This is a genomic window from Pseudonocardia sp. T1-2H (genome assembly GCF_038039215.1).
Classification (GTDB): Bacteria; Actinomycetota; Actinomycetes; order Mycobacteriales; family Pseudonocardiaceae; genus Pseudonocardia.
The window spans coordinates 5614369-5628845 of the sequence record NZ_JBBPCL010000001.1; the positions used below are offsets into that span (position 1 = coordinate 5614369).

Annotated in this window: 11 protein-coding genes and 1 pseudogene; 5 read left to right on the top strand and 7 right to left on the bottom strand. The window is 72.8% G+C overall.

Annotated features, from left to right (window positions below; translation table 11 throughout):
• Window positions 1-68 precede the first annotated feature (68 nt).
• The 4 genes and pseudogenes from WBK50_RS27630 to WBK50_RS27645 all read right to left on the bottom strand — a co-directional run bounded on the left by WBK50_RS27630 (window position 69) and on the right by WBK50_RS27645 (window position 2695).
• The gene (locus tag WBK50_RS27630) at window positions 69-560 is read right to left on the bottom strand and encodes a YbaK/EbsC family protein (RefSeq protein WP_341338403.1); all 492 of its coding nucleotides are present in this window, start codon (window positions 558-560) and stop codon (window positions 69-71) included.
• A gap of 33 nt (window positions 561-593) precedes the next feature.
• Window positions 594-1442, bottom strand: coding sequence for a serine/threonine-protein kinase (locus WBK50_RS27635; RefSeq protein WP_341338404.1), 849 nt, complete (start codon window positions 1440-1442; stop codon window positions 594-596).
• Window positions 1439-2273, bottom strand: a pseudogene (locus WBK50_RS27640) (exodeoxyribonuclease III). Before WBK50_RS27640 ends, WBK50_RS27635 begins: the two are co-directional and overlap by 4 nt.
• Window positions 2274-2341: 68 nt before the next feature.
• Window positions 2342-2695: an SH3 domain-containing protein gene (locus WBK50_RS27645; RefSeq protein WP_341338405.1), complete on the bottom strand. Its 354-nt coding sequence runs from the start codon at window positions 2693-2695 to the stop codon at window positions 2342-2344.
• A gap of 252 nt (window positions 2696-2947) precedes the next feature.
• Here WBK50_RS27645 and WBK50_RS27650 point away from each other — a divergent pair, with 252 nt between their 5' ends.
• On the top strand, window positions 2948-5161 hold the full coding sequence (locus WBK50_RS27650) for an NADP-dependent isocitrate dehydrogenase (RefSeq protein WP_341339520.1): 2214 nt from the start codon (window positions 2948-2950) through the stop codon (window positions 5159-5161).
• A 366-nt stretch (window positions 5162-5527) separates the two neighbouring features.
• Here WBK50_RS27650 and WBK50_RS27655 read toward each other — a convergent pair whose 3' ends face one another.
• A complete protein-coding gene (locus tag WBK50_RS27655) occupies window positions 5528-5842 on the bottom strand; it encodes a DUF3017 domain-containing protein (RefSeq protein ID WP_445942313.1) in 315 nt (104 codons plus the stop codon).
• 163 nt (window positions 5843-6005) lie between these two features.
• Between WBK50_RS27655 and WBK50_RS27660 the strand changes: the two genes are divergently transcribed.
• Window positions 6006-6707, top strand: coding sequence for an acetate uptake transporter family protein (locus WBK50_RS27660; protein ID WP_341338406.1), 702 nt, complete (start codon window positions 6006-6008; stop codon window positions 6705-6707).
• On the opposite strand, the gene WBK50_RS27665 is transcribed toward WBK50_RS27660, so the two are convergent.
• A complete protein-coding gene (locus tag WBK50_RS27665) occupies window positions 6700-7257 on the bottom strand; it encodes a pentapeptide repeat-containing protein (RefSeq protein WP_445942400.1) in 558 nt (185 codons plus the stop codon). The two genes, WBK50_RS27660 and WBK50_RS27665, sit on opposite strands and share 8 nt — an antisense overlap.
• A gap of 273 nt (window positions 7258-7530) precedes the next feature.
• On the opposite strand from WBK50_RS27665, the gene WBK50_RS27670 reads away from it, so the two are divergent.
• Window positions 7531-8106, top strand: a complete 576-nt coding sequence (locus WBK50_RS27670) for a GPR1/FUN34/YaaH family transporter (RefSeq protein WP_445942401.1) — start codon at window positions 7531-7533, stop codon at window positions 8104-8106.
• 92 nt (window positions 8107-8198) lie between these two features.
• Here WBK50_RS27670 and WBK50_RS27675 read toward each other — a convergent pair whose 3' ends face one another.
• Entirely contained in the window at window positions 8199-11585 is a 3387-nt protein-coding gene (locus WBK50_RS27675; protein WP_341338408.1) for an error-prone DNA polymerase, read from the bottom strand.
• Window positions 11586-11651: 66 nt separating this feature from the next.
• On the opposite strand from WBK50_RS27675, the gene WBK50_RS27680 reads away from it, so the two are divergent.
• On the top strand, window positions 11652-12677 hold the full coding sequence (locus WBK50_RS27680; RefSeq protein WP_341338409.1) for a M28 family peptidase: 1026 nt from the start codon (window positions 11652-11654) through the stop codon (window positions 12675-12677).
• Between the two features lie 340 nt (window positions 12678-13017).
• Window positions 13018-14439: a M28 family metallopeptidase gene (locus WBK50_RS27685; RefSeq protein WP_341338410.1), complete on the top strand. Its 1422-nt coding sequence runs from the start codon at window positions 13018-13020 to the stop codon at window positions 14437-14439.
• The last annotated feature ends 38 nt before the right edge of the window (window positions 14440-14477 follow it).

Genomic DNA, 14477 nt, shown 5'->3' on the forward strand with positions numbered 1-14477 from the left:
GTCGGCGCCCCGCGGTGGTCTAAGGACGGGAACGTCACATGTCCGGGGTCATGGACCGGGAATAGCGCTCACGCCACGTCCGCGGGCTCCCCTCCGGTGACCCGGAGCAGCTCCGCGAACGTCGTCGGGAAGACGGCGTGCGCGATCCCGCCCGCCGCCCAGATCTCGTCGAACGCCTCGAGCGCGCGGTCCACGAGCGTGCGCAGCGGGGCCGGGTGTCCGACGGGTGCGACGCCGCCGATGACCTGTCCCGTGGCGGCCCGCACGAAGTCCGGGCTCGCGCGCGTCACCTTGCGCACCCCGATCAGGGCGGCGACCTTGCCGGTGTCGACGCGGTGGGCGCCCGAGGTGAGGACGAGCAGCGGCTCCCCGTCCGCGTCGAAGACCAGGGAGTTCGCGATCTGCCCGACCTCCACGCCGAGCGCCGCGGCGGCCGACGCGGCCGTGGTCACGGCGTCCGGGAGGACCCGGAGCCCGTCGACCGCGCGGTCCGCGGCCCCACCCACGCGGAGGGCGTCGACGACGAGCTGGACGTTCCGATGCGCCGGCGAGTCGTTCATGGGGTCAGTGGACCACGGGTACCGGTGATCGGTTCATGCGAGGAAACGCCGCCAGAAGGAGCGCCGTCCCGCCCGTGAGCCCGTGCCCAGCATGGCGAGCGCGTCCGCCGCGGAAGGGCGTTCCCTGGGCTCCCGGCGCAGCAACGCCGCGATCACCCCGGCGAGCGGCGGCCCGCAGCCGGCCTCGGGGACGGGGCCGTCGAGCACCGCCGCCCGGGTCGCCGTGACGTCCGCACGCATGAAGGGGCCCCGGCCCTCGACCGCGAAGAACAGCGTCGCGCCGAGCGACCACAGGTCCGTCGCGGCCGTCGCGGGGCCGCCGGTGATCCGCTCGGGCGCGTGGAAGTCCGGGTTCGCGGTGAGCTGCTCGCGTCCCATCAGCCGCGGGTGGTCGAGCGCCTGCGCCAGGCCGACGTCGCTGAGTACCACCCGTCCGCCGCGTCCCAGCAGCACCGCGCGCGGCCGGATCGCCCCGTGCACGATCTCGCCCTCGTGCGCGACGCGCAGGGTCTGCAGCAGCGCCCGCGTCGTCTCGACCGCCTGCTGGCCCCGCAGGGGGCCGGACCGCGCGACGGCGTCGGAGAGCCGTCGGGCGTCGAGCAGCTCGGTGACGACATGGTCCACCCCGGAGTCCACGACGACGTCGTGCACGGCGAGGAGCCCGGTCGTCCCCAGCCGTGCGGCGCCGCGCGCCTCGCGCAGCAGGCGCTCGCGGAAAAGGGCGTGCTCGGGAGCGCCCAACCCGGCCGGGAGGTGCAGCTCCTTGACGGCCACCTGCCGCCCCGTCAGCCGGTCCTGGGCCCGCCACACCGGGCCCAGGGCGCCGTCGCCGAGGCCGCCGAGGACCACGTAGCGGCCTCCGATGACGCGGCTCGGGATCACGGGCCCGCGAACCGCACGGTGACGGGGGCGTGGTCGGACCAGCGGGTGTCGTACGTGGCGGCGCGCTCGACGGTCGCGAGCTCGGCGCGGGCGGCGAGGTCCGGCGTCGCGAGGACGTGGTCGATCCGCCAGCCGGCGTCGTTGTCGAACGCGCGGCCACGGTAGCTCCACCAGGTGTACGGCCCGTCGACGTCCGGGTGCAGCGCGCGCACGACGTCCGCCCAGCCCGCGGCGCCCAGCTCCGCCATCCAGGCCCGCTCGTGCGGCAGGAAGCCGGAGCTTCGCGAGGTTGCCGCGCCAGTTGCGGATGTCCGCCTCGGCGGGGGCGATGTTCCAGTCCCCGCAGACCAGCACCTCGCGGCCGTCCGCGGCGGACTTCTCGCGGCGCTCGGCGAGGTGCTCGGCGAAGGCGACGAGGAAGCGGTCCTTCTCCTCCTGCTTCGGCGTGCCCGCGGCACCCTTCGGGAGGTAGAGGGAGGCGACGGTGACCTCGGGGAGGTCGATCTCGACGTACCGGCCGCTGTCGTCGAACTCGGCCACCCCGACGCCGACGCGCACCGCCTCGGGTGCCTCGCGGCTCAGCACTGCGACCCCGCTGCGCCCCTTCGCGGACCCGCACGGCGCCTGCGTGAGGTGCCAGCCGCCGCGGTCGATCTCGTCTCGGAAGGCGGCCGGGAGCTCCTCGGGCCGGGCCCGGACCTCCTGCAGGCACACGACGTCCGCCTCGGTGGTGGCGAGCCACTCCACGAAGCCCTTGGTCGCGGCGGCCCGCACACCGTTGACGTTGACGGTGCTGACGGTCGAGGGAGCCACGTCCCCACCTTGCCGCAGCGGCCGGCGTTCCGCGGCGCCCGGGGGGTGCCGCCGGCCACGATCACCCGGAGGAGGTGGTCGGTGACTCAGCAGACACTGCCCTGTGTCGCCGCGAGGCTCTCGTTGAGCGCCCATCGGTCGCCCCCGGTCAGTTTGCGGAACCCGTTGGTGACGACGCCGCGCTCGGCGTCGACCTCGGTGCCCCGGCTCAGTGTCCCGACGGGCGCGAGCTCGGTCCCCGGCGACGACCGGACGTTGAGCTGATCCGGCAGAACGGTCATGGTGCAGCCGGTGACACCCGTGGCGGGAGCGGTCCCGAAGCTGAACCCGCCCCCGGAGACCAACGCGACCGCCGCGAGCAGGGTGCCCGCGAGCAGCACGAACGCCCATCCCCTGAACGAGGATGCCTCGAGCTTGGGGACCTTGATGCGGTTTGCCATGGACGTCCTCCGCGACGGGTGCGGACACCCACCGTAGCCGAGCGACGGCGCTGCGGGACAGGCCCCGCCGGGCGGTACTCCTCGTCACGCCCGCGACACGTTCACGCAGGCCACAGGACGCGCCGATGTCCCGGGAGGACGGGACGGGGGACGCGTAGGACAGCCGTACGGTATAGCGTGGCGGCCGAGTGGAGGGCGTAGCGCCTTCCCGGTCCAGGTCCGGAAACGAAGAGCTAGGTTGCCGACGTGACGATGAAGGTCATCTACACCTACACCGACGAGGCGCCGGCGCTGGCGACGCACTCGTTCCTCCCGGTCATCGAGGCGTACGCCGGCAAGGCCGGTATCGACGCCGAGACCCGCGACATCTCCCTGGCCGCCCGGATCCTGGCGCAGTTCCCGGACCGGCTGACCGACGCCCAACGCGTCCCGGACTCCCTCGGCGAGCTCGGTGAGCTGGCGAAGACCGCCGACGCGAACATCATCAAGCTGCCGAACGTCAGCGCCTCGATCCCGCAGCTGAAGGCCGCGATCAAGGAGCTGCAGGGCGCGGGCTACGACGTTCCGGACTACCCGGAGAACCCGCAGACCGACGAGGAGCGAACGGCCCGCGCGGCCTATGACGCCGTGAAGGGCAGCGCGGTCAACCCGGTGCTCCGCGAGGGGAACTCGGACCGCCGCGCCCCCGCGTCGGTCAAGGGCTTCGCCCGTAAGCACCCGCACTCGATGGGCGCCTGGTCGAAGGACTCGAAGTCGCACGTCTCGACGATGGCGGACGGGGACTTCCGGCACTCCGAGAAGTCCGTGACCCTGCCCGCGGCCACGACGCTGACCATCGAGCACACCGCCGCCGACGGGACGAGGACGGTACTCAAGGAGGGCCTGAAGGTACTCGAGGGCGAGATCGTCGACGCCGCGGTGATGAGCGCGTCGGCCCTGAACGCCTTCCTCGCCGAGCAGGTCGCCGACGCCGCCGACAAGGGCGTGCTGTTCTCGGTGCACCTCAAGGCCACGATGATGAAGGTGTCCGACCCGATCCTGTTCGGGCACGCCGTCAAGGCGTACTTCGCCGACGTCTTCGCGCAGTACGGGGACGACCTGGCGTCGGTCGGGGCGGACCCGAACGACGGCCTCGCCTCGATCCTGACCGCGCTGGAGAAGCTGCCCGCGGACACCCGGAAGGCCATCGAGGACGCGATCACCGCCGGGTACTCGTCGGGCCCGCGCCTGGCGATGGTCGACTCGTCGCGCGGCATCACCAACCTGCACGTGCCGTCGGACGTCATCATCGACGCGTCGATGCCGGCCGCGATCCGCACGTCGGGCCAGATGTGGAACGCCGACGACGCCCTGCAGGACACCAAGTTCGTCATCCCGGACTCGTCCTACGCGCCGCTCTACGCCGAGACCGTCGACTTCTGCCGCGAGAACGGCGCGTTCGACCCGACGACCATGGGCACCACGCCGAACGTCGGCCTCATGGCGCAGAAGGCCGAAGAGTACGGCAGCCACGACAAGACCTTCGAGATCCCGGCGGACGGCACCGTGCGGGTGGTCGACGCGTCCGGCACGACGCTGCTGGAGCACGTGGTCGCCGAGGGCGACATCTGGCGCGCCTGCCAGACCAAGGACGCCCCGATCCGCAACTGGGTCGAGCTGGCCGTCTCCCGCGCCCGCGCCACCGGCGCCCCGGCCGTCTTCTGGCTGGACGAGACCCGCGGGCACGACGCCCAGGTGATCGAGAAGGTCCGCGCGCAGCTGGCCGAGCTCGACACGGACGGCCTGACCATCGAGATCATGCCGGTGGCCGAGGCCACCCGGTACACCCTCGCCCGGGCCAAGGCCGGCGAGGACACGATCTCCGTCACCGGCAACGTGCTGCGGGACTACCTGACGGACCTCTTCCCGATCCTCGAGCTGGGCACCAGCGCGAAGATGCTCTCGATCGTCCCGCTGATGAACGGCGGCGGCCTGTTCGAGACCGGCGCGGGCGGCTCCGCGCCCAAGCACGTGCAGCAGCTCGTCAAGGAGAACCACCTGCGCTGGGACTCCCTCGGTGAGTTCCTCGCGCTCGCCGTCTCGCTGGAGTTCCTCGCCGACAAGACGGACAACCCGCGCGCGGCCATCCTCGGCAAGGCGCTGGACGACGCCACCGGCAAGCTGCTCGACGAGGGCCGGTCGCCGTCGCGGAAGGTCGGCGAGCTGGACAACCGGGGCAGCCACTTCTACATCGCGCTCTACTGGGCGCAGGCCCTCGCTGCGCAGACGGACGACGCGGAGCTGGCGAAGGTGTTCGCCCCGCTCGCGGAGGCCCTCGCCGCGGACGAGGAGAAGATCGTCGCGGAGCTCAACGGCGTGCAGGGCGAGCCGGTCGACCTGGGCGGCCACTACTACGTCGACAAGGCCAAGACGGACGCCGTGATGCGGCCGAGCGCCACGTTCAACGCTCTGATCGACTCGTTCTAGCGCTACGCGCCTGTGCGCGGAAATCGTCGCCCCGGCGACGATTTCCGCGCACGAGCACCAGAGGTGCCTCGATGCCCGCGGGACCGCTCGCCGGGGTGCGCCTCCTGGCCGTCACCGACACGTTCATGGGGCCGTACGCCACCGGCGGTCCGTCTCGGGCGAGGCCCGGTCCGTCGAGGTGCCGATGCCGGAGACGCTCGCGGCGTTCACCGGCTCGAACAGCGGGGCGGGTACGCCTACTCGCCGCCGCGGGGACCGGTGCGGATACGCGCGAACCACGTCCCCGCACCGGATCCCCTACGCGACTACCGGGCTCCGAAAGCCGCGTTGTGGCTCCATGACGCGGAGAGCCGGGGGTGCGGCCGGTCAGCTGACGGCCAGGGAGCCCCTGGTGATCGTCAGGGCCAGGGCCACGATCAGTACGCCGAAGCCGCCGTAGCAGAGCACGTCGATCATGCGGCCGCGGATCGCGAGCAGCCCGGCGCGGCTCGGCGGCAGCGTGGCCCGCAGGACCGCCGCGACGAGCAGCGCCCCGCCGAGCAGCACCGACCCCTGCCGCCAGTGCTCACCGAGCACCCGGGCCAGGCCGGCGACGGCGATCAGCAGGACGAGCAGCAGCGCGCCGTGGACCGTCAGCCAGGCGCGTACGTCGGGACGGCCGGTGGCGTTCACGCCCGCCATCCTCCCAGGCGAAGGCCAGGCGGGCGCACAGACCAGAGAGGACGGTCGAGATTCTCAGAATGAGACGACCATGACCGTTCACACTGCCCTTAATGATCTGTGACGGGGCGCACATCAGCGCTCCGCGCCCGCACGACCCCGCTCACCACAGGAGCGTCCATCCATGAGCACAGACAGCGACGTCAGCGCTTCCACCACCTCGGCCCCGCCCGCGGCACTTCCCGCCGGCAATCCCGCACTGCTGGGGCTGCCGAGCTTCCTCGTCGGCGGCATCGGCCTCACGCTCTACCTCTTCGGCTACCTGCCCGCCACCGCCGTCGGCGCACTCGTCCCGACGATGCTCGTCGTGTCCGGCTTCGGTCTGCTCGTCTCCGCGATCTGGGCCATCAGCATCGGTCAGGGCGCGGTGGGATCGATCTTCGGCGTCTTCGCCACGTTCTGGCTGAGCTACGCCTACCTCGTCCTCTCCCTGGTCAACGACTGGCTGAAGATCCCTGCCGCGGACGCCGGGGCCGCGCAGGCCGCCTTCCTCATCGCCTGGCTGGTGGTGTTCGCGGTGCTCACGCTGGCGACGCTGCGGCTGCCGCTCGCGTTCACGGCTCTCTTCACGCTCGTGACGATCGTCGTCGCGCTCGTCCTGGTGGCCACGCTCGGCGGTCCGGCCGGGCTGCTGACGATCGCCGGCATCGGGGCGACGCTGTTCTGCCTCGTCGCCCTGTACATCTACGTCGACGGGATGAACCAGGAAGCTCGGGGGCGCCGCCCGCCCGATGGGCAACGCGCTCATCCGCTGAGCCGACCCGCGCGGCGCTCGTGGTCCTTCCGTTCCGCGAGGAGGAACGGAAGGGCCACGAGTGTCAGCTGATCCGGAGGCCGTGGGCGGCGGCGAACGCCAGCGCCGTCTCGGCGTCGACCGCGGCGCCGGCCAGCCTCGCCTGCACCAGGGCGTCCGGGTCCAGGCGGGTGCCACGCAGGTCCGCGTCCTCCAGCCGGGCGTTGCGCAGCCGGGCGCCGGCGAGGTCCGCGCCCCGCAGGTCGCACGTGCGCAGGTCCGCCTCGACGAGGTTCGACTCCCGCATCCGCAGGCCCGACAGATCCGTGCCGCGCAGGTCCGCACCGCCCAGCCCGACGAGGGTGAGGTCGCAGTCCACGAGGGTGATCGGGCGCATCCGGCAGTCCAGCAGTGTGCTGCCGAGCAGCGAGCAGCCGTGGAGCTCGATGCGCGTCAACGTGGCCCGGCGGAACGTGCAGGAGCGCATCGCACCGTTGCGGTGCACCGACTCGGACAGGTCCGCGCCGGAGAAGTCGCACTCGTCGAAGGTGCAGTTCTCGGTGCGCAGACCGGTCAGGTCCGCATCGACGAAGCTCACCCCGATGAACCGACGCCCCGTCCAGAACTGCCCGTTCGCGACCATATCGGACAGATCGAGGCCGCTGAACTCGTCGTCGTCGCGCACGGCCCGACTATCCCAGGGCGCGTCGGAGATCCGGTGGGCAGAGGTCCAGGTCCCAGGCCCTCCGTTCGTAGGGTCCGGCGGAGTTGTGACCGCGCGCACAATGCCCCTCGCCGGAGGTAGCGCGCTCAGGCGCTGTCTCGGTCGACTCGACGAGGAGCGACACATGAGCGTGGAAAGCGACGTGCAGGGGGGGCGCATGCCGCGGGGGAGCCGGCGACGGCCGCGGCTCCGATCGGTAACCCGGCCCTGCTGGGTCTCATCACCTTCCTTCCCTCGGGCATCACCCTGGGTCTGTGGTTCGTGGGCTACCTCGACACCGCGACCCTGCCCGGCGGCATGATCCCGATCGTCTCGCTGTCCGCGGGCCTGTTCCTGCTGATCGCGGCGGTCTGGGCCGCACGCGAGGCCGCGAACTCGGTCGCCGCGATCTTCGGGGTGTTCTCGGCCTTCTGGCTCAGCTTCGGCCTGCTGCTCACGGGGCTGACCAGTGGCTGGTGGGGGATCCCGGATGCGGCGGCGGTGGCCAGCGTGCAGTCCACCTACCTGCTGTCCTTCACCATCGTGTTCGTCCTGCTGACCCTGGCCACGCTGCGGCTGCCGCTGGCGTTCACCGCGGGCTTCGTGTTCGTGGACATCACCTTCGTGCTGGCGTTCCTGGGCGTCAGCGGCGGCAACGCGGGGCTGTTCCCGATCGCCGGGATCACCACGTTCATCTTCTGTGCGATCTTCGCCTACATCCTGTTCGACGGCTTCGGCCAGGATCTCGGCGGCCGCGCGATGCCGATGGGCAACCCGCTGGTGAAGTAGGGCCCTGGTGAAGTAGGGCAAGGAGGAGAACGATCTCGTTCCCCAGCCGGTGGCCCCGTCGTCCGCGGCGGGGCCACTGCCGTGTCCGGGGGTCACCGGAAGTCCCGGGACTTCACCGCGACCGCCAGCGGCAGCCGTTGCAGCCGGTCCGCCACCAGGTTCAGCACCCCCTCCGGGCTGCGTTCCAGCCGGCCCCGGACCAGCAGCGCGGCGCTCCCCAGCGCCACCGAGCGGTACCGCGCCCACAGCCCCTCGGAGCAGGTCACGTTGAGCATCCCGCTCTCGTCCTCCAGGTTCAGGAACGTGACCCCGCGGGCCGTCGCCGGGCGTTGCCGGTGGGTGACCAGCCCCCCGACCAGCACCCGGGGCGGCGGCCGGTCCGGGTCGAACGGATCCGCGAGATCGCGACGTTCCCCCGCTCCGGCCGCCCGCCCGACCGCGTCGAGCCGGTCCATCCGGATCGCACCCAGCCCGTCGAGCCGGTCCCGCAGGTGCTGCATCGGGTGGCTGTCCGGGGAGACCCCGGTGGCCCAGACGTCCGCGACCGTCAGTTCGACCTCCGTCATCCCCGGCAGCGCGGGCGCGTCCAGCCCCACGGCGCTCCCGGGCAGGTGCTCCGGGCGCACCGCGGCGACCACCCCGGCCGCCCACAGCGCCGAGCGCCGCTCGATCCCGAAGCAGCCGAACGCCCCTGCCGTGGCCAGCGCCTCGGCCTGCCGCCCGGTGAGCCGGACCCGCCGGGCGAGGTCCGCCAGGTCCCGGTACGGGCCGTCGCGATCCCGTTCGGCCTCGATCTCCTCGGCCAGCTCGGTCCCCACCGCACGGACGTCCCGCAGCCCGAGCCGGATCGCCGTGCCCGCCAGGCTCGCCGGATCCGGTTCGAGGACCGCCGCCGCGGCCCCGCGGTTGACGTCCGGGCGGTGGCACCGCACCCCGTGCCGCCGGGCGTCCGCGACCAGGGACTGGGGTGAGTAGAAGCCCATCGGCTGGGAGTTCAGCAGGGCCGCGCAGAAGGCGGCCGGGTAGTAGAGCTTGAACCAGGAGCTGTAGTAGACCAGCGCCGCGAAGCTGATCGAGTGGCTCTCCGGGAACCCGAAGTTCGCGAAGGCCAGCATCTTGGTGAAGATCGTCTCCGCCAGCTCGCCGGTGATCCCGTTCGCGGCCATCCCTTCGTAGAACCGCCCGCGCAGCGCCTCCATCCTCTCCTCGGAGCGCTTCGACCCCATCGCACGGCGCAGCTCGTCGGCGTCCGACGGGGAGAACCCGGCGACGTCGACGGCGATCTGCATCATCTGCTCCTGGAACAGCGGCACCCCGAGGGTCTTCTGCAGGGCGTTCTCCAGCAGCGGATGGTCGTGCTCCCACTTGTCGATCCCGTTGCGGCGGCGGATGTACGGGTGCACGGAACCGCCCTGGATGGGGCCGGGCCGGATCAACGCGACCTCCACCACCAGGTCGTAGAACTCGCGGGGTTTCAGCCGGGGCAGCGTGGCCATCTGCGCGCGGGACTCCACCTGGAACACCCCGACGGAGTCCGCGCGGCGGAGCATCTCGTAGACCCGCTCGTCGCTCTCGCCCAGCTCGTGCAGCTCGACGTGGACGCCGTGGAAGGACTCCACCAGGTCCATCATCAGGTGCAGCGCGGTGAGCATGCCCAGGCCGAGCAGGTCGAACTTGACCAGGCCGGCGGCGGCGCAGTCGTCCTTGTCCCACTGCACGACGGTGCGGTCCGCCATCCGCGCCCACTCCACCGGCACGACCTCGGACACCGGCCGGTCGCAGATCACCATGCCGCCGGAGTGGATGCCGAGATGGCGGGGGAAGCCGAGGAGCTGGTCCGCCAGCCCGAGGACCGTCGGCGGCAGGTCCTCCGGCGCGTTGCCGCCGTCGAGCCCGTGCCAGCGCTCGATCCGCTTGCTCCACGCGTCCTGCTGGCCCGGCGAGAAGCCCAGCGCCTTCGCCATGTCCCGGACCGCGGATCGCGGCCGGTAGGTGATCACGTTCGCCACCTGGGCGGCATGCGTGCGGGCGTAGCGCTGGTAGACGTACTGGATGGCCTCCTCGCGCCGGCCGGACTCGATGTCCAGGTCGATGTCCGGGTACCCGTCCCGGTCCGGGGAGAGGAACCGCTCGAACAGCAGCTCGTGACGCACCGCGTCCACGTTGGTGATGCCCAGCGCGTAGCAGACCGCGGAGTTCGCGGCCGAGCCCCGGCCCTGGCAGAGGATCCCGGAGCGACGGCAGAACTCGACGATGTCCGCCACGATCAGGAAGTAGCCGGAGAACTTCTTCGCCTTGATGATCCCCAGCTCGTGCTCGACCATCTCGACCGCGCGCCGGTTCTCCGCGTGGCTGCCGTAGCGCCGGGCCACACCCTGCCAGGTGAGCGCAGTCAGCCAGGACGCCTCGTCCTCTCCCGGCGGGACGTCGAAGGGCGGCAGGTCCGGCGCCACCAGCTCCAGCTCGAAGGACAGCGCGCGGCCCAGCTCCGCCGCCCGGGCCACCGCCCCGGGGTGGCGGGCCTCGAAGCGGGCGGCCATGGCCGCACCGCTGCGCAGGTGGGCGGTGCCGGCGGGCGGGAGCCAGGCGTCCGCCTCGTCGAGGCTGCGGCGGGCCCGGACCGCCGCCAGGGCCGTGGCCAGCGGATACTGTTCCGGGGAGGCGTAGTGCGCGCCCGTCGTCGCGATCGTCGGCAGGCCCGCACGGGCCGCCAGGGCGGCCAGCACGTCGTTGCGTTCGGTGTCCTCGGGCAGGCCCTGGTGCGTGAGCTCGACGACGACGGCGTCCCGCCCGAAGCGCTCCACCAGCTCCGCGATCGCCCGCGCCGCCGCCTCCGGCCCGGCCGCCCGCAACGCCTGGCGCACCGTGCCCTTGCGGCCCCCGGTGAGCGCGACGACCTTGCCCGCGGTGTCCGCGACGACCTCGCCCGGGTCGTACACCGGGCGGCCCTTCTCCGCGCCGCGCAGCTGCGCCGTGCTGATCGTGCGGCAGAGCGCGCCGTAGCCCTCCGGGCCGCGGGCGAGCAGGAGCAGATGACTGCCCTCGGGATCCGGGACGCCGTTCTGCGGGGCGGACAGGCCCAGGCTCAGCTCCGCGCCGAAGACCGTGCGCACCCCCAGCTCCCGCGCGGCCTCGGCGAAGCGGACCACGCCGTACATGCCGTCGTGGTCGGTGAGCGCGATCGACTCCAGGCCGAGACGGTGGGCCTGCTCGACCAACTCCTCCGGATGGCTCGCGCCGTCGAGGAAGCTGAAGTTGGAGTGGCAGTGCAGCTCCGCGTACGGGACGACCGGTTCGGTCCGGGGCTCCGCCGGAGGGCCCTCGTAGGGCGCGCGCTTACGCGACCAGGCGGGGCTGTCCCCGCCGTCCGCCTCCGGGCCGCCGGTGAGGCTCGACCCCGTGCGCCCGGACCCGTCCGATCGTCCCGCCAGCGCCGCCTCGAGCTCGCTCCACGGTACGTCCGGGTTGTTCCATCCCATGGGCCGATCGTACTCGAACATTTGTTCGATCGCGGTCGGGACGCCGGTCGGAGGGAGCAACGCGCCATGGACCACGCTCCGTGTCCTCGGTCCGCGCGACGCCGGCCGACCGGGCGGGCCCTGCGCGCCACGGTGGTCGCGCTCGCGGCCGGGATCGCCGTCGCCTGTTCGGCGGCCGCCCCGGTCGCGCCGCCGGCGCCGGACCCGCCCGCCGTCGCCCAGCTCGTCGCGCGGACGACCGGCGACGGGGCCTACACCCATCTCCAGGCGCTCGCCGGGATCACTCAGGCCAACGGCGGGAACCGCGCCACCGGCGGCCCGGGGTACGACGCGAGCGCCGACCACGTCGCGGCCGTGCTCCGGGACGCCGGCTTCGACGTCAGCACGCCCACGTTCGTCCTCGAGCGGGACGGCCGGCGGGGCGAGTACCGCAACGTGGTCGCACAGACCCGCACCGGCGATCCCCGCAGAGCCGTCATGGCCGGCGCGCACCTGGACTCCGTGCGCCGGGGCCTCGGCATGGACGACAACGGCACCGGCGTCGCGAGCCTCCTGGAGATCGCGACGTGGATGGGCGGCTCGCCGCCGGTGACCCGTGCCGTCCGGTTCGCGTTCTGGGGCGCCGAGGAGATCGACTACGAGGGTTCCCGCAGTTATGTGGACTCGCTGTCCGGCAACGAGACGCCCGTCCTCTACCTCAACCTCGACATGGTCGGCGCCCCGAACGCGGGCTACTTCGTGCAGGGGGCGAGCGGCGGACCGGACGGCTCCGCGACTGTCGCGATCGACCTGACCAGGCGGTTCGTCGCTCTCGGCGTGACACCGGATCCGATGGACCTGGAGGGGAAGCTCGGACTACGACCCGTTCGTGAACGCGGCATCCCCTCGGCCGGGCTGCTGGCGGGCGACTCGGAGCACAAGTCCGCGGACCAGGCCAGAAGGTGGGGCGGTGAGCAGGGCGAGGTGTTCGACCGCTGCTACCACTCGGCCTGCGACGACCTGACGAACGTCGATCGCCTCGCGCTGGACCGCTTCACCGACGTCGCGGCGGGGACGCTGGCGCGCTTCGCGTCCACCGGGGACCTGCCCTGAGACGAGGACGGGCCCGAGCACAGAAGTGCCCGTGCGACGCCGGCCGGGCGCTCCCCAGTGCCGATCGGCGTCGCACGGGCTGAACCGGGCGTGGCGGGCCGGGGGGCTCCCCAGCAGCCGGTCCCCGTCACTCTCGGAGGTCTCGCTCCCCTGCGCTGTGAGATCAGTTCACCGCCTCCACCTGTGACGTACCTGTGAGACGCCCGTGCGTGGGCCGTGGCTTCCCGTGCCACCCGTTCGGGTGTGCCCGCTCCCGGGACGTGGCGTCCGCACGTGGCGGACACTGATCCCCGTCATCCGAGCCCGCACGGCGCCGGACGGAACGGACCTAGGGAGCGCGATGCACCACCGGCCGACCCTCTCCGGAGCCGCCACGCTGGTCACGGCCCTGAGCTGCGCGGCCGCGCTGGTCGCCTGCGGGAGTCCGGCCCCACCCGAACCGGACCAGGGGTTGCCCGCCGCCCTGGTCTCCCAGGTGTCCGGCGACGGCGCGTACGCGCACCTGCAGGAGCTGCAGCGGATCGCGGACGCGAACGGCGGGAACCGGGCCGTCGGCACGCCGGGGTACGACGCGAGCGTCGAGTACGTGGCCGGAAAGCTGCGCGACGCCGGGTACGACGTCCGGACGCCCTCCTTCGAGGCCACGACCTTCACCGTGCAGACCCAGACCCTGACGGTCGACGGCGCGCCGGTCGAGGCCGTCGCGCTCGGCTTCTCGCCCTCGACGCCGGGCCCCCTCACCGCGCCGCTCGCGGTGATCGCGCAGGACGACACCTCGGGCTGCGAGGCGAGCGACTTCGCCGGGATCCCGGCCGGGGCGATCGCCGTGGTCCGCCGCGGGACCTGCACGTTCGGGGTGAAGTCCCAGCTCGCGGGCGCGGCCGGGGCGGCCGCCGTGGTCGTCGTGAACACCGAGGACGGGCCGCTCAACGGCACTCTCGGCGAGACGCCGGGGGCCGTCCCGAGCGCGGGCGTCCGCAGCTCGGTGGGCGCCGGGCTGGTCGCGAAGAACGGTGCGCAGGCTGTACTGACCCTGGCGACGACGATCGAGAAGAAGGCGACCCGCAACGTGATCGCCCAGACCCGCACCGGCGACACCGCGAACGTGGTCATGGCCGGCGCGCATCTCGACTCGGTGCCGCAGGGGCCCGGGATCAACGACAACGGCACCGGCACCGCAGGGCTGCTGGAGCTCGCGACCCGGCTCGGCGGCTCCCCGGCCACCCGGAACGCGGTGCGGTTCGCCTGGTGGGGCGCGGAGGAGGAGGGCCTGCTGGGCTCGACCGCCTACGTCCGGGACCTGCCCGCGGAGGAACGTCCGTCGATCGCGCTCTACGTGAACCTCGACATGATCGGTTCGCCGAACCCCGGCTACCTGGTCTACGACGGTGACGACTCGGACAAGGTGGGGGCCGGCCCCGGGCCGCAGGGCTCGGCGACGATCGAGCAGGTCCTCTTGGACCAGCTCCGCACCACCGGGGTGACGCCGGCGGGCACGGACTTCGACGGGCGCTCGGACTACGGGCCGTTCATCGAGGCGGGCATTCCCGCCGGCGGTCTGTTCACCGGCGGGGAGGAGGTCAAGACGCCGGAGCAGGCGGCCCGGTGGGGTGGCGAGGCCGGCAAGCCCTACGACTCCTGCTACCACCAGGCCTGCGACACCCTGGCGAACGTGGACCGGACCGCGCTGGACCGCAACGTCGACGCGCTGGCCGGGGCGGTCGGCCGGTTCGCGCTCTCCCTCGACGGGATGCGCCCCTGAGCGGAAGCACCGGGCCGGGAGCACCGGGCCGGAAGCAC

Coding starts and splice junctions, on each gene's coding strand:
- WBK50_RS27665 (WP_445942400.1), bottom strand. CDS start 7,257: ATGGTCGCGAACGGGCAGTTCTGGACGGGGCGTCGGTTCATCGGGGTG.
- WBK50_RS27675 (WP_341338408.1), bottom strand. CDS start 11,585: ATGGGATGGAACAACCCGGACGTACCGTGGAGCGAGCTCGAGGCGGCG.
- WBK50_RS27645 (WP_341338405.1), bottom strand. CDS start 2,695: ATGGCAAACCGCATCAAGGTCCCCAAGCTCGAGGCATCCTCGTTCAGG.
- WBK50_RS27630 (WP_341338403.1), bottom strand. CDS start 560: ATGAACGACTCGCCGGCGCATCGGAACGTCCAGCTCGTCGTCGACGCC.
- WBK50_RS27655 (WP_445942313.1), bottom strand. CDS start 5,842: ATGGCGGGCGTGAACGCCACCGGCCGTCCCGACGTACGCGCCTGGCTG.
- WBK50_RS27685 (WP_341338410.1), top strand. CDS start 13,018: ATGCACCACCGGCCGACCCTCTCCGGAGCCGCCACGCTGGTCACGGCC.
- WBK50_RS27650 (WP_341339520.1), top strand. CDS start 2,948: ATGAAGGTCATCTACACCTACACCGACGAGGCGCCGGCGCTGGCGACG.
- WBK50_RS27680 (WP_341338409.1), top strand. CDS start 11,652: ATGGACCACGCTCCGTGTCCTCGGTCCGCGCGACGCCGGCCGACCGGG.
- WBK50_RS27660 (WP_341338406.1), top strand. CDS start 6,006: ATGAGCACAGACAGCGACGTCAGCGCTTCCACCACCTCGGCCCCGCCC.